The organism is Limosilactobacillus caccae, from assembly GCF_900156885.1.
Taxonomy (GTDB): Bacteria; Bacillota; Bacilli; order Lactobacillales; family Lactobacillaceae; genus Limosilactobacillus; species Limosilactobacillus caccae.
This window is the reverse complement of sequence record NZ_FTOY01000009.1, coordinates 1-16,665: the sequence shown is the minus strand read 5'-3', so window position 1 is coordinate 16,665 and position 16,665 is coordinate 1. Positions and strand designations below refer to the sequence as shown.

Sequence of the window (16,665 nt, the reverse complement as noted above, 5' to 3'; positions counted from 1 at the left end):
AAAGCATTGATATATCAACGTTTTTTCGTCATCCCCAACATCCAATTCCACTTTAATTTACTTGGTGATAAGCAATTATTATTTAAATACAAAAAGCCGCCGACAAACCTAATGATTTGTCAGCGGCTTCTTATTTAGGGAGAATCATCATCCCCGCCATTAAGTTGAATAGTGATAACTATTCTTCTTCCTTCCGGCGCTTCTTGCCAGCAGCAAGTAAGCCAGTAAGGCCTAATGCGGCTAATCCCATTACTTCTGCAACATTCGTGTCTTCGTTACCAGTTTGTGGCAACGTCTTTGCTTCCTGCTTAGCAGCAGGTTGTGCGGCAGTGTTCTTAACACTTGGCGTTACAGTTTCTTGTGATTGTGGAGCTACTTCATCTTCACCAGTAGGGGTTGCTGGTGTTTCTGGGGTAGCTTCTTCACCATTGTCACTAGGCGTTGTTGCTGGTTCTTCAGGAGTCTTATCACCATCATCAGTTGGTGTTGAAGGCTGTTCTGGAGTTACCGGCGTAACTGGCGTAGTGCTCTGGTCGTAAATAACCGGTGTATCAATGCCAGGGTTGGCTGGTGTTACCGTTTCCTGTTCAGGAGTGTAACTAGGAATCGTTGGTACTGGTTCGTCGCCCAATGCCTTAGTTGGATCACTCGGGTCAGTTGTGTAAACTGGTTGCTCAGCACCTGGGATTGGGTTGTTGTTGCGGTCAACTGGGATAATGTGACCGTTTGGTGCGTAAGTAACCGTTGCTTCACTATTACCATCTGGGGTCAATTGTGGAGCGTCAACTGCTGCCCGGTCTGCATGGTAGCCTTCAACAACAGGGGTATTGACATTGCTGTAGCCATCATCAGTGGTCCAAGGGGTTGCGCTAGTTACTGTCCCATCATCGTCAACAGTAACTGTCCGGTGCCATTCAACGGTTTGAACATTGTCACCAGGGTTGTTATTACCGGCACCAACGTAGTGAACCGTGAAGGTCGTCGTCTTAGTTTCGTTCTTGACAGTCTCGTCATCACCACCCTGTGGCGTTACCGGCAATACAGGGGTTGATGGGTTGACAGGTACATCCCGGGTGTAAGTTACCGTGACAGTGTAGTCACTATCATCGTTAGTAACTGTTACGCCAGTAATGTTTTCACCGTCACCATCACGACTGATGTTAGTTACATGGTAACCAGCAACCGTTGGCGTCTTCTGCCCTGCTAAGTTGCCATCACCACTCCAGTCGATTGGGGTAATCCATTGACCAGTTACCTTGTCAAGGACCCCTTCGCCAGTGAAGTGGGCAGTTTGTTCAACCGGTTCGTGAAGTTGGTTACCGTTGTTATCAACGTAAGTGATCGTCCGGGTAACGTCCTTCGTTACTTGGTCAGAACCTTGTGGGAACTTAGGACCATCTGGGTAGTTAGGGTTGATTGGTTCACCCGGCTTACCAGGGTTGTTAGGGTTAACTGGAGTGTGACCGTGGTGGAAGCTGACAGTAAAGATTTGTTCATTACCGTCGATGTTATCGAAGGCTGCACCTGCTGGGAAGCCATCATTTTCAAGGACGTAGCCCTGGTTAATGAGGTTGGCAATTTCGTCAGCAGTACTGTAGTTAATAACATCGCCCGCCTTACCAGTCAATTGACCAGACTCAGTAATTACTGCGTTGTTGCTGTCAAGGTCAATGTATTGAACCTTTGCAGTTTGGTCAGCTTGAACTGGCGTTACCGGTGTAACTGGTGTTTCATGCTTAGTGTAATTTACAACGTAAGTCTTGTTGATATCACCGTTACCATCATGGTCAATCGTTACCGTTTCCCCACCAACGCTTGGCTGGTCAGCATCGTAACCATCAACTGTTGGCGTGGTAATTGTCGTGTAAGTCTGACTTGATGGTGTCCAACCGTTGTCTTCAACAACTTCACCAGTAACATTGTCGATCACAAGGCTGTGGCCGAATTCAATCGTTGTCACATTCTTGCCAGGAGTCTTGTCACCAGCACCGTTGTAGATAACCGTTTGGGTACCAGTCTTAGTCAAGCTGTCCTTCGTGTAACCATGCTTTGGATCAGGGTTATTTGGCGTTACGGTCGTCGTTGTGTGCTTCAAGTGAACGGTGAAGCTGTTGCCGTCTTGGGCAAATGTTTCGTTACCGTCACTGAAGTTATTGGATACTAACTCGTAACCTTGACCTTCGTAAGTACCGATCTTACCAGCAGTGGTGTAAGTGATCTGGTCACCAACCTTACCACTGAAGCTGTCAGTAGATAAGGTTTCACCAGTCGTGTCATCAATGTACGTTACTTGGCCTTGAACTACCGCTGGCGTTACCGGTGTTACCGGCGTTTCAGGCGTTTCGTTCTTGGTGTAAGTAACCGTGATAGTCCGGTCGATGTCGTTGTCAGTAACGTTGACCGTGTCACCACCAGCAAAGTACTTATCTGGTGTGTAACCATCAACCGTTGGGGTACCAACTGTCGTGTAAGTCTGGCTTGATGGTGTCCAACCATTGTCAGTAACAACCTCACCAGTTACGTTGTCGTAAGTGATGGTGTGACCAAATTCAACGGTCGTTACGCTATCTTGTGGAGTGTTGTCTCCGGCGCCAACGTAATGAATCGTTTGGGTACCAACCTTCGTCAAGCTGTTTTGGTCAGTTCCAGTAGGCCACTTAGGACCAGTTGGGTCGTTCGGGTTGATTGGTTCACCCGGCTTACCTGGGTCGTTTGGCGTAATCGTCGTGGTGTTGTGTTCAACGTAGATGATTACGTTTTGACTACCCTTGGTAATTTCACTAGGAATCGTTACGTCTGGGTTGATTACCTTGTAACCCTTGTTGGTCAATTCAGTAATCGTACCAGTCTTGTCGTAGCTGAAGGAAGTACCTTCGTCTTGGCTACCACTAGTCTTACCGTATTGTGGCAAGTCTTGACCAGTCGTTACGTCGTGAACAGTAACGGTAATGTTACCTTGTTCCTTGGCAGGAGTTACTGGGGTAACTGGCGTTTCGTTCTTAGTGTAAGTTACGGTGTAAACCTTATTAAGGTCACCTTCACCAGTCTTCGGGTTAAGAGTTACTTCAACCCCACCAGCAGTGAGTTGGTCAGGCGTGTAACCGTCAACCGTTGGCGTATTAACCGCCTTGTAGTTGTCACCGTTGATCTGCCAACCATTGTCCTTAGTAACCTTACCAGTTACCGTATCAATCGTCAGCGTGTGTTCAAAGGTAACGTTTGTGACGTTGTTATTTGGTGTGTTTTCACCCGCACCAGTGTAGACAATTGTCTGGGTACCAGTCTTCGTCAAACTTTCCTTCGTGAAGCCATGATCTGGATCAGGGTTGTTTGGCGTGATGTCTTGGCTACCGTGCTTCAAGTGAACTTCAAAGACGTTCCCGCTTTGGGCAAACGTTTCGTTGCCATCCTTGAAGTTGTTAGATACAAATACGTAACCTTGACTCTCGTAGTTCTTAATCTTTTCAGCAGTGGTGTAGTTGATTTGGTCACCAACCTTACCGCTGAAGACATTCGTACTCAAGTTTTCACCAGTCGTGTCATCGATGTACGTGATTTGACCTTGGACAGTTGCAGGGGTTACTGGTGTTGGCGTGTAGGTAACAGTGTAGTTCCGGTCGATGTTGCCATCAGTAACGTTAACTGTTTCCCCACCAGCGTAAACCTTGTCAGCTGTGTAACCATCGATTACTGGCGTATCAACAACATGGTAAGTCTTGCTTGATGGTGTCCAACCGTTGTCTTCAACAACATTACCAGTTACGTTGTCGTAAGTGATGCTGTGGTTGAATTCGACCGTGCTGGTCTTGTCGGCTGGTGTCTTATCACCGGCGCCAACATAGTGAACGGTTTGGGTACCGACCTTCGTCAAGCTGTCCTTATCCGTACCACTTTCCCACTTAGGACCGTCAGGGTAGTTAGGGTTGATTGGTTCACCCGGCTTACCTGGGTTGTTTGGTGTGATTGTGGTGTGATTGTGCTTCAAGACAACGTCGAATGTTTGCGTTGTGCTGTCATCGTTATCAAACGTTGCGTTCTTACCAGTGAAGCCATCGTAAACGAGTTCGTAACCTTGGTTTTCAAGCTCAGTAATGGTATTAGCAGTGCTGTAATCAATTGCTGAACCTGGCTTACCGCTCAAGTTATTTGAAGCAGTGATCAAGGAGTTGTTGTTGTCTTGGTCAATGTAGCGAACCTGGGCATTTTGGTTATTAACAACCGGTGTCTCAGGGTTCTTGGTGTAGTTAACAACGTATGTCTTGTTAACTTCACCGTTCCCAGTTGTTGGGTTAATCGTAACTGTTTCACCACCAGCAACGCTCTTGTCAGCTGTGTAGCCATCAACCGTTGGCGTTTCAATCTTCGTGTAAGATTGGCTAGCTGGTGTCCAACCTTTGTCCTTAGTAACCTTACCAGTTACCTTGTCAATCGTCAGCGTGTGTTCAAAGGTAATGTTTGTAACATTGGCCTTTGGCGTCTTTTCACCCGCACCAGTGTAAATAACTGTTTGCGTACCAGTCTTGGTCAAACTTTCCTTCGTGAATCCATGATCTGGATCAGGAGTATTTGGCGTAATGTCCTTCGTACCGTGCTTCAAGTCAACGTAGAAGATTTGGCTCTTCGAATCATCATTATCGAAGGTTTGCTTCATTCCGTTGCCATCAAAGCCGTTGCTTTCTAATACGTAACCTTGTTCTTCGAGGGCCTTGAGTTGGTTAGCAGTGCTGTAGTTGATGTCACTACCTGGTTGACCAGTCAACGTCCCGGATTGCGTGATGACCGCATTGTGGTTATCAACATCACGGTAAACAACCATTGCTGTTTGATCGTTGATTGGGTTGTTAGCCAAGGTAATAACAATCTTACTGTTGTTAGAGTTTGGCGTTACTGTTTCACCTGAAACAACACCGGTATCTTGGTTAACTGTTGCGTTAGTACCATTTACAGAGATCTTAGTGATGTGGTACTTAGTCGTATCAATCGAATCAGTAGCAGCGAAGTTGTCGCCAGTAGCAGTCCAAGTGATCTCACCAGCACCAGTGATCTTACCATCCTTAACCGTTACTAATTGATGAGTAACCTTGTCAATCGTTCCTTCACCACGGAATGAAGCTTCCTGGTGAACAGGGGCAGCGGCTTGTGAACCATCTGCGTAGACGTAAGTTACATCACGGGTAACCGTCTTTTCAAGGTCCGTCTTGTCGTAGCCGTAACCTGGGTTTTCTGGATTTACTGGAGTTGTGTCATGTACCAAGTGAACTTCAAAGGTGTTCTTTGCTGAATCCTTGTCGTAAACTTGCGTACCATCATTGAAGTCGTTTGAAACAAGCTTGTAGCCTTGTGCTACGAAGTTCTGGATTGTGCTTGCCGTCGTGTAGTTGATCAAGTCGCCAACATTACCACTGAAGCTTGCACTACCAATGTGTGCTCCTGTCGTGTCATCAATGTAGGTCAATGAACCACTAGCAGAAACTGGAACTTCTGGTGACTTGGTGTAAACAATCGTGATTATCCCGTTCTTGCTATCAGGCGTAACGGTTTCACCGCCAATTTCAGCAGTAGTTGAGTTAATAGTTGCACTCGTGTTTTGGCCACGAACGTTTGATACGTAGTAGCCCGGAATTGTAACTGCCGGAATAGCATTGAGATCCTTGCTGTCACTGTCCCAAGTAATCTTACCGTATTGGTCCTTGATTGAACCATCATCATTAAGGTTAACAAGGTTACCAGTTACCTTATCAAGAGTACCCTTACCACTAAAGTTAACTGTTTGCGTTACTGTTTCGTGGGCTGGGTTACCATTAGCGTACTGGTATTCAACCGTCCGGGTAACTGTCTTTTGCAAGTCAGTCTTGTCATAACCATTAGGATTTTCTGGCGTTACCGGAACAGTCTTGTGCTTCAAGTCAACGTAGAAGATTTGACTCTTCTTATCATCATTATCGAAGGTTGGTTGTGCCCCGTTACCATCAAAGCCGTTGGTTACTAATTCGTAACCTTTGTTTTCAAGGTCCGTCAACGTTTGTGCAGTACTGTAGTTAATCTTGTCGCCTGGCTTACCAGTCAAGTTGTCAGATTGATCGATGACTACATTATGGTTATCAATGTCACGGTAAACTACCATTGCGTTCTGGTCGTTTTGAACTACGTGGTAAGTGATCGTGATTTCCTTATTAGGATCACTTGGCTTACCAATCTGACCTTCGTATACTTGGTTGTCAGCTTCATAACCAGGAATTGCTGGAGCAGTGGCATCAGCGTACTTGTGCTCATTAGCATTCCACTTATTACCAGTCTCACTGTTCTTCGTGAAGGTGAACGTACTGTTGATGCTGTCATCCATTAACTTATGACCGTTTTGGTCAACGTAGTGAACAGTTTGTGTACCAAATACTGTTTCAGCAGCAGGAACGTCTGGTGCGTAAGTAATTACGACGTGAACATCCCCAGAGTTAGGGTTAACTGTCAAGTTGTCAACACTACCATTAACGTTAGCGTTTTGGGTAGAAACGACGTGGTAACCTGGCACATTCTTAGCGGCAACACTAGCTAAATTGTCGCTCGTCTTGTCCCAACTTACTTGGCCCTTTCCAGTAACATTGCCTTGGCCGTCAACCGTTACTAATTGACCAGTTACCTTGTCAATGTGGGCAGTTCCAGTGAAGGTTACCGTTTGGGTAGCTTCTTGAACTTCTGGGTGGCTGGTACCATCAGTGAAGTTGTAAGTGAAGTCCCGGTTAACCGTCTTTTGCAAGTCGGTAGCAGTTAATCCTGGTTGTGGATCCTTGTTAGCTGGGTTATCTGGATGATCTGGGTCAACTGGGTGTTGCGGATCAACTGGGTCCGTTGGCGTTACTGGACGAGTACCGTGCTTCAAGTCAACGTAGAAGATTTGACTCTTCTTATCATCATTATCGAAGCTTGGTTGTTCTCCGTTACCATCGAAGCCGTTAGTTACTAATACGTAACCCTTGTTTGTAAGGTCCTTCAACGTATTCTCAGTACTGTAGTTAATCTTGTCACCTGGCTTACCAGTCAAGTTGTCAGATTGGGCGATGACTGCATTATTGTTATCAACATCACGGTAAACAACCATTGCGTTCTGGTCGTTAACCACGTTCTTATCTAAGGTAATAACAATCTTACTGTTCTGGTTGGTTGGTGTAACAGTTTCAGCTGCAACACTACCGTTAGTCCGGTCAACAGCTGCGTTCGTGTTAACTTCAGCAACGTTGACGATGTGGTTAGTCGTCAAGTCAATTGACTTCGTTGCCCCATAACTGTCACTACCATCAACAACCCAGTTAGGGCCGGCAACAGGAGTAAGGGTAACTGTCCCATCGTTTTCGTCAACCGTAACCGTTACAAATTGATGAGTAACCTTGTCGACAATTCCTTCACGATGGAATGAAACTTCCTGGTGAACTGGTGTATCAGCTTGCGTCCCATCTGCGTAAACGTAAGTTACATCACGGGTGATCGTCTTTTGTAAGGCAGCCTCGTCGTAACCATAACCTGGGTGTTCTGGATCTACCGGAACTGTGTCATGGGCCAACTTAACTTCAAAGACGTTCTTAGATGCATCCTGGTTGAATGTTTGTGAACCATCATTAAAGTTATTTGATACTAACTTGTAACCGAGGCCTTCATAGAATTTAATCCGGTCACCAGTCTTGTAGTCGATTGCATCGCCCACTGGACCACCAAAGTTAGCAGTTTCAAGGGTCTTACCAGTCGTTGTATCAATGTACGTAATTGAACCACGGGTAGTTTCAACCGGCGTTGCCTTAGGTGTTAAGGTAATTTGGATTGAAATGTTACCGCTTTGTGGTGTAACGCTCTGACTACTGATTGCACCAGTTTGGCGATCAACGTTAGCGAATGAGTTTTCACTGTTTACACCGGTGATTTCGTAACCAGTCGTATCAATTGCTGGAATATCCGCAAGGTTTTGACTAGTTTCGTTCCAAGTGATTGAACCACGTTGATCCTTGATTGAGCCATCGTCGTTGAGGTTAACGAGGTTACCAGTTACTAAGTCAATCGTCCCTTCACCCTTGAATGAAACTTCTTGGTGAACTGGCTGAGCAGACTTTTGACCGTCAGTGTAAACGTAAGTTACATCACGGGTAATCGTCTTTTGTAAGTCAGTCTTGCCAAGGTGTTGGTCAACCGGTGTTGGTGTCCCTGGCTTAGTTGGGTCAACTGGTTGGTTAGGGTCAGCTGGGTTTTCTGGGGTTACTGGACGAGTACCATGTTTAACATGGATAGTAATGGTCTTGTCACCCTCAGCAATCTCAGTTGGAACAGTGTCGCCATCAGTTGGTACGTAAACGTAACCCTTGTTTTCAAGCTTAGTCAAATCACCTTGTGACTTGTACTCTACTGTCGTCCCAACCTTTTGACTAGAAATTGTTGTCCCGTAACCTGGAATATCTTGACCAGTAGTATCGTCATGGAAGACAACCGTTAAGCTACCTTGCTTAACTGGTTCCGCATCCTTAGCGTACTTAACAGTAACGGTGTAGTCACTGCCAGTGTGGGAAATTGGTGCACTGTTAACGTTAGTGTTATCAGTTGAGTCACGGTCGACGCTTTCAACGTGGTAACCAGAAACAGTTGGTGTGATTTGGTTGTTAAATGTTTGATCAGCAGACCAAGTCAATGGTTCAACCATCTCGTTAGTTACCGTGTCCCGGACACCATTAGCAGTAAATGATACTGTTTGGTGAACATCTGCTGGATTCTTATCAGCACCTACGTAGTGAATGGTCCGCGTGATGGTCTTTTGTAACTCATCCTTCGTGTAGTTAGGACCTGGATTGTCAGGGTTAACCGGCGTTGTTCCGTGAACAAATGTTACGTAGAAGATTTGGTCGCTAGCGTTATCGTTATCGAAGGCGGCACCTACAGGGAAGCCGTTGTTCTTCAGAACGTAACCCTTCGCTTCAAATTCCTTGATCCGGTCAGTCGTGCTGTAGTTAATTTGGTCGCCTGGTTGACCAGAAAGACCATTAATATTTGCAGAATCATCCGTGGCAAGTTCGATAACCTTGTCTGGATTATTTACATCTTGGTAAACAACCTTCGCCTTTTGAGTATTATCAACTGGTTCAGCGTTCTTCGTGTAGTGAACTACGTAGTCAACGTTCAAGTTAGTATCAGTGACGTTGACGGTCTTCCCACCAACATAGTTTTCGTTTGGTGTGTAGCCTTCAACTGCTGGACTGTTAATAATTGGGTAAGTTTGACTATCAACATTCCAACCAGAATCTTTAAGGATTTCACCCGTTACCTGATCAAAGGTAATTTCCTTCGTGAAGGTAATATCCCGGGTTTGTGTTTCTGGAGCAGTTGGCTTGTTAGCATCATTACCGTCAATGACGTAGGTAACTGTCATCTTTCCTTGCTTTTGCAAGTTATCAATGGCCGTTCCGTTTGGATACTTTGGACCAGTTGGGTTGTTTGGATCAACTGGTTCGCCTGGCTTACCAGGATCCTTTGGTGTAACCGTCGTGGTCTTGTGAACCAAGTGAACTTCGTAGTTACCACCATTAGCAGGCATCTTGCCGTCTAAGTTAGCCGCAGTGAAGCTATCGCTAACCAGTTCGTAACCCATGTTTTCAAGTTCAGTGATTGAAGCTTGAGTGGTGTAGTTAAGGTCAGTGCCAGCAGGGCCATCAACAGCCTTGTCGTAGCTTGACAATGCCTTCTTATCTGTGTCGTCGTAGAACTTAACAGTTAAGTGTTGGTCAACAACATCCGGAGCGTAAACAACATTAACCGTGTAGTCACTAGCATTGTGGTCAACCGTTGCGCCGTTAACATTCTTGTTGTCAGTCGTGTCACGGTCAACACTTACCACGTGGTAGCCAGGAATGTTTGGCGTTCTCTTAGCGTCAAAGCTTTGATTTTCTGACCATGCTAATGGCGTCTTCCATTCGCCAGTTACCTTGTCAAGGACACCCTTAGCAGTGAAGTTAACCGTTTGGGAAGCGTCATCTGGAGTGTATTCGCCAGCACCGCTGTAGTGGATCGTCCGCGTAACACTCTTAGTGACAACATCAGAACCAGCTGGGTACTTCGGTTGGTCTTCCTTTGGCCGTGGGTCGTTAGGGTTAAGTGGTTGGTCTGGCTTACCTGGAGTTTCAGGGTTTACCGGAACTTCACCATGCTTAACGTGGATCGTAATGGTCTTGTTACCGTCAGGAACTTCTGATGGGATGTTGCCATCTTGACCAACGTAAACGTAACCTTCGTTTTCAAGCGTAGTTAAGTCACTGTTTGGTGTGTAGTTTACTGCAGTACCAGTTTCGAGGTCGCCAGTGTTAAGCCCAACATTTGGAATAGTAACGTTATCGGTATCGTCATGGAAGACAACGTTTACGCTACCTTGCTTAACTGGAGTTTCATCCTTAGCGTACTTAACAGTAACGGTGTAGTTTGAATCAGCGTGATTTACAGTTGCACCGTTAACATTCTTGTTGTCAGTCGTGTCACGGTCAACACTTACCACGTGGTAGCCAGGAATGTTTGGCGTTCTCTTAGCATCAAAGTTTTGGTCCGCACTCCAAGCAAGTGGAGTAGTCCATTCACCGGTTACCTTATCAAGAACACCCTTCGCTTCAAAGTGAACCGTTTGTGAAGCATCATCTGGAGTGTATTGGTCTGCACCTTCGTAGTGAATGGTCCGTGTGATGTCCTTAGTCACAACATCAGAACCAGCTGGGTACTTCGGTTGATCTTCCTTTGGCCGTGGATCATTAGGGTTAAGTGGTTGATCTGGCTTACCTGGAGTTTCAGGGTTTACCGGAACTTCACCGTGCTTAACGTGGATCGTAATGGTCTTGTTACCGTCAGGAACTTCTGATGGGATGTTGCCATCTTGACCAACGTATACGTAACCTTCGTTTTCAAGCGTAGTTAAGTCACTGTTTGGTGTGTAATTTACAGGAGTACCAGTTTCTTGAGTACCAGTCTTAGTACCTACATTTGGAATAGTAGAGTTAGTAGTGTCGTCATGGAAGACAACCGTTACGCTACCCTGCTTAACTTCAGGAGTGTGGCTGTAGGTTACAGTAACATCCTTTACTACTTGGCCAGGGTTAACGGTCATTGAATCTACGCTAGAAATGTCAACAAGGTCAAATGCCTTACCATCCTTGTCTACAACGCTAGCCGGTGTTTGTGAACGAACACTGTCAAAGGTTGCCGTAGCAGGCATCCATGCCCGATCGGCATCAGTCGTTGTAACAGTTGGTTTCTTATCATTAGCGTTAGTATCGTAACCAAGTAATTCACCAGTTACCTTATCAATAACTGCTTGCCGTTCGAAGGTTACTGATTGGTCGTAACTAGTCTTGCCATCAGGCGCACCGTTAACTGCGGTCTTCGTTCCATCACTGTTTACCCCAACGTAATTAATGTGACGAACAACGGTCTGCTGTAAGTCGTTAGCAGTTAAGCCACCTGGGTAAGTTGATGGTGTCTGCCGTGGGTCATTAGGGTTAACTGGAGTGTTCGGGTTCTTCGGATCTTGTGGCGTAACTAATTCGGTTTGGTGACCGTAGTATACGTCAACATTTTGGTCCTTCGTTGATGAGTTAACCTGAACATGAGCAACATTAGCCTTGTCTGGTGCAGTGTAACCAGCCTTAGTTAAGTCTGGCGAAGCAACTTCAGCCCAGTCTGCAGTATTCCAGCCATCACCAGCAGCCTTGGTAAATGTCTTACCATCAGCACTTACTGTTCCGTAACCCATGTCTTGACCAGTTGATGACACAACGTGGTTCCGGGTAATTTGAACAGTTTGCGTAGTTGGGTTACCAGCAATCAATTCGTTAGGAATCTTTTCACCAGTTACTTGGTCGTAATAGTTAATCGTCCACGTAACAGTCCGTACTTCAGGAGTTGCAGTGTAGGTAATTGCTTCTGGAGCCTTTGGTGTATAAGTAACAGTTGTTTCTGGGTTTTCGTTAGGACTAGGAACTGGTCCTGGAACGTTATCCCGATCAGCAGTGTATCCTTCCAATGGTGGAGTTTGGACATTGTTGTATTGGTCAGGAGTAGTCCAGTTACCAGTTGGGGTAAATTCGCCAGTTACCTTATCCTTAGTTCCTGGACGTGTCCAGTTAATGGTTTGGACATTATCTGTTGGTGCAGGAACCGCGCCATCAGAAACTTTGTAGTGGACAGTTGATGTTGTCTGCTTTTGTTCAGTTGCTTCTTCAGTTTGGTGATCTAAGTATAACTTGAAGTGCTGGTCAGCCTTAGCATCATTGTCATAGTTATCGTAACGAATATCGCTGTAAGAACCAGGTGTAGAAGGCTGGTTTGCATCGTTTACAAAGCTATCAATTACGTAACCTTGAGCAGTCAAGTTGTTAACGTAACCGTCAGCACCACTAAAGGCAATTGGTTCACCCGCCTTACCAGAATTGGTGAAGACGTTCAATTGTTTACCAGTCTTCTTGTCGAAAACAGTTAAGTCTGCCTTTTGTGCTTCAACAGGTGCTGGATTGTAGACAACAACATTAACTGGGTTAACCCCGTGAACTGCCGTGATTGCTTTTACTTCTGGGGTATCAGTAGTGTAACCAGGTAAGGCTGGTGTAGTTACCTTACCGTATGAGGTCTTATCAGGAGTCCAAGTACCTTCCGTAACCTTTCCAGTAACGTCATCAACTGTATCCGTCTTTGTCCAGGTTACATGTTGAACATTATCAGCAGGTGCATCAACCTTTCCATCAGCAACAATGTAGTGAACAAGTGCTTGGTTAGTGTCCTTAGTTGTATTGGTGTGAGTGCCGTGAACTAAGTAAATCTTGAAGCTTTGAACATTGTTGTCATTGCTATCAAATGCTGGGAAGGTAATTGTGTTGCCGTTTGCAATTGAAACGGCGTTACCGTTGGTGTCATCAACCGCACTGTCAAGCTTGTAACCACTGTTAAGAAGTGATTGTAAGGTTGCTGGTTGACCATCAAAGCTAATCTGACTCCCCTTTTCACCATGATCATTATTAAATGTGGTAAGAAGCTTATTGTTGTCAGTCTTATCAATGATTTGAACGGTTGCCCGTTGTGGAGTAACTGGAGCTGGTTTTTGTGGCGTGTAAACAAGCGTAACGTCAATGTCACTAGATCCAGGCTGTACCGCAATATTATTAGTACTACCATCTGGGTTTGCGTTGACATTACCAGTAATGTCATAACCCGCAACTGGTTGCGCAGCTGTTGCGACTAAGTAACCAGTTGATGGCGCCCAAGTTGTTGGACCAGTAACACCGGTAACCATGTCCTTAACAGCAGTTCCTGTAAATTGAACAGTCTGGGTTGCAGTAGGAACCAGGTGATCACTCGGCTTAGTCCCATCAGTAAAGATGTAGTGGAAGTTCCGCTTTACACTTTCTTGTCTCGTAACGTTTTTCTTTTGGTGACCATAGTATACGTTGATCGTTTCATCAGGAGTATTAGCAGTAACGTTTTGGTTTGCCGCAACAATTTCAGCACTACTACCATCAAGATATTCTGCGGCAGTGTAGGAATTAGCACTTAAGTCTTGGGACCGCTTAGCATCAAAACTAGCGACACTTTGCCCATATTGATCATGCCAATCTTGCGGAACGAAGTTAGTACCACCATTAACAACTTTACCGTAACCAATTACGTTTCCTTGACCGTCAAGAACCTGGTTACGCGTAAAAGTAACTTCTTGCGTTACTGGGTTTTGGTTGATCAAGTTTGCCGGAATCTTGGCACCTGTTTCCCGGTCGTAGTAGTTAATGATCCGCTTAACAGTCTTGGTTTCGGTATTACCTTGCTTGTATACACTAACTGGTGCCGGGTTCTTAGTATAGGTAACAGTAATTGGACTAATGTGCGTATCAGGGGTTACTTGGATACTCCCCACTGATGGAATATCAACCTTGTCGTAGCCAATTTGTTGTGGCAAGTTTGATGGAACTGCTGCAAATGTAGTGCTACCATTCGCACTCCACTGACCATATTTTACTGTGTTTGTTACAAGGTCAGTCGTATTGGTCCGCGTAAAGGATGCTGTTTGTTGATAACTAGTCCCACCATTTGGTGCACCGTGTACTGGAGTAGGTTGGGAAGTTGGACTTTCTTTACCAACATAGTTGATAGTCCGCTTTACATCGCGGGTTTCAGTATTGTCTTGAGTAGCATGTACAAAGTGAACTTCATAATCATTCCCAGTTTGCTTAAACGTCGTACTACCGTCAGTAAAGTTGCTTTTTACTTTCTTGTAGTGCAGTCCCTCATAGTGGAGAATCACATTTTTAGAGTTGTAGGAAACCAGATCACCGACATTACCCTCACCGATACTTCTAGCATCTAACACTGTGCCATCCGTATCATCAATGTAGGTAATTGTTCCACTAACCTTGTTTTCTACTGGTTGAGGGGCTCCTTTATAGAAGAGAACAATGTCTTGGTTACCAGGGGTGAACGTATTCTTGTGCATCCCGGTACCACCCTGAATTGCACCACCGACTTCATCACCAGGTCTAAAGTAGACACTACTCAAACCACCCGATCCCATAAAACCATTAGGCTTAAGGTCACCGTTTACAGTATTTCTTCCACCTACACCTGGCTGATCAGCAACATGCAGTTCGTAAGCATTGGAGTCTGTTGTCCCTTCAGGAATATTCCTATCAGCATCTGGAATTCGTCCCTTTTGAATGAACAATACACCTTGACCGTAATTAACAACTGAAGAATAAATATTACCTGGTCTAAATTGACCTAATGTCCCTTTAAGAGGGGCATCAGCAACACTTTTAGCAGTAATATTTACACCATTGTTCGTAGCCAAGACAGTATTCATTGCCTTATCGCTAGCTTGACTACTGTCAACTAATTTATACTGACTACCTTTCCAAGTAACATTCTCAGGAGCAGCACTGGTTGTCAAATTGTACTTCTGACCAGACAATCCAGTTGCTTCTTTGGTTGCCATTAGCTCACCAGTATCTGCATTTACATAGTAGATATGTTGAGTAACCTCAGTTGGTGCTAAGGCACTAACTGAAGTCCATGAAGTTGACGTTGGATTGGTGTTGTAGAGGTCTCCTGAGCCATCCATTCGCTGGAAAACCATGTTTGAATTACCGCGACTAAAGTTCCCAGAAATACCATTATTAACCTTAGACCCATCAATACCTTTAACATTGTTAAGATAGAAGGTATAACCACCAACGGCTTTTCTAGCCTTAGTATAATCGTAAGTGTAATGCCCACCTTGGTAGAATGAAGGATCATTAGTGTTGTAAATGTTAACATTAAATCCCTGTGTACGCTTATCAGTTGCATTGATAGTTGCGGCTAACGTTGAGCCAACGTAGAAGTATAAAGTTTGTCCCGGATTAGCTTTGTCAGTAGTCCAAACTAAGACTTTGTTTCCGTTCTTTTTATCAATAGCAGCGGAATATGCATATTGCGTTTCAGGAATCGAAACCCCGTACACATTATTGTTTGTATATGGATTTTGATAATTAATCGTTGGATTGAAGTTAGCTAAGTCAACTGCACTGTCATTATTCTGGAAATTCCGTGGTGATGCAAATAACATCAAGCTTTGGAACGCATTGGCGTAATTAACGTCCCCTGCGACGTCAGCCGTTGGAACATTAAAGTTTTGTGTTTCAACATTATCAGCAGTCGCGTTGTTATTGTCGGCTGCTTGCGTGGTTGCTTGATTTTCTGTTGTTGGATTAGTTGTTTTTGCCGCCGTAGCATTAGCATCCATTGCTGCCTTAACTGCCGCTTCATAATCATTAGCCGTCGTAGCATTGATGTCCCCTGCCGGGTTTTGAACAGCTGCTGAAGCATTGTTGCTTTGGTTAGCAGCAGTTGCGTTCTTCAATGATGCATTAGCCGAGTTTAAGACTAACTGGTGGTCAGTCTGATGAATCGCTGCCGGCAGATGAGTCCGCACTAGCGTTTGCAGTATCGGCAGAAGCTGTTCCCCCAGCAAATGCTACACCAAGTAAAACAGATGCGACCCCAACAGTTAACTTCTTAATCGTAAAGCGTTGTTCTTTCGGTTCGTATTTTTTAATCTGTTCTTCCCAGTTATTATGCGATAACATGATTTTCCCCCTATTTTTTAAAAACTTAATCTAACATCGTCCTTGATTGTGCAATCAAGGGTGCTATTCATTACAATTATTAATATTATATGGCCGCACCGCAAATAGCAACTAGCGCAAGGCGTGCGGCGGCCATTTTCACTTCCTATTTTTTAGTAAGCGAATGATAAACGCCGTAGTCATCAAGGTTTAACGAATGATTAATGCTTTTCAATTTTTTATAAGTTTTTTCGAACAAATGATAAATTTTTCATACGTTTGCCTTTGTGACGCACTTCGTGAGGGTAAACACTTATCGCCTATTAATTTTTTAGTTGTTGATACGGTAGAGTTAACAAGCATAATTGACCATCCTTGATTTCCATCACCATTTTCGCACCTTTTGCTTATTTATCACCCGAAAGGGATATTTTAAAACAATTAAGAGGCTGGGAAAAAAGTCCTAGTCTAAAACTAAAAGCCGGACGATGAGCCATTTTTTGGTTCATCGTCCGGCTTTGTGTATACACAGGCTCTTCGTCAAGAAGTACTGATAGAAAAAATTAAATAA

The 16,665-nt window shown here is 44.7% G+C and carries 2 protein-coding genes; both read right to left on the bottom strand.

Going from position 1 to position 16,665, the window contains the following annotated elements:
* Positions 1-178 precede the first annotated feature (178 nt).
* On the bottom strand, positions 179-15,961 hold the full coding sequence (locus CZ502_RS02315; RefSeq protein ID WP_076459502.1) for a mucin-binding protein: 15,783 nt from the start codon (positions 15,959-15,961) through the stop codon (positions 179-181).
* Positions 15,924-16,115 carry a YSIRK-type signal peptide-containing protein gene (locus CZ502_RS02310; protein ID WP_076459501.1) on the bottom strand — a complete coding sequence of 64 codons (192 nt, stop codon included), beginning with the start codon at positions 16,113-16,115 and terminating at the stop codon, positions 15,924-15,926. Before CZ502_RS02310 ends, CZ502_RS02315 begins: the two co-directional genes overlap by 38 nt.
* Positions 16,116-16,665 lie beyond the last annotated feature (550 nt).

Coding starts and splice junctions, on each gene's coding strand:
- CZ502_RS02310 (WP_076459501.1), bottom strand. CDS start 16,115: ATGTTATCGCATAATAACTGGGAAGAACAGATTAAAAAATACGAACCG.